The sequence below is a fragment of the Pseudomonas sp. P7548 genome (assembly GCF_013386585.1).
In the GTDB taxonomy this organism is placed as follows: domain Bacteria; phylum Pseudomonadota; class Gammaproteobacteria; order Pseudomonadales; family Pseudomonadaceae; genus Aquipseudomonas.
In genome coordinates this window covers 1-307 of the sequence record NZ_JACARO010000255.1, presented here as the reverse complement: position 1 = coordinate 307, position 307 = coordinate 1, and the positions used below count along the sequence as shown (strand labels likewise).

1 protein-coding gene is annotated in these 307 nt (G+C 66.1%); it reads left to right on the top strand.

The features are described from left to right. The coding region (locus HX803_RS32565) for an ATP-binding cassette domain-containing protein (RefSeq protein WP_178926134.1) at positions 1 to 307 on the top strand (307 nt) is incomplete at both ends.

The following is a 307-nucleotide window of genomic DNA, read 5'->3' as shown; positions in this document are numbered from 1 at the left end:
GGCAATTCTGCGGTTGATCAGCAGCAAGGGTGGTATTCGTTTTGAAGGCCAACCACTGGACCAGCTCAACCAGCAACAGGTGCGCCCGCTGCGCCGGGAAATGCAGGTGGTGTTCCAGGACCCGTTCGGCAGCCTGAGCCCGCGCATGTGCGTCAGCGAGATCGTCGGCGAAGGCCTGCGCATCCACAAGATGGGCACCCCGGCCGAGCAGGAAGCGGCGATCATCGCCGCGCTCAAGGAAGTGGGCCTGGACCCGGACGCCCGCCACCGCTACCCCCACGAGTTCTCCGGTGGCCCACGCCAACGC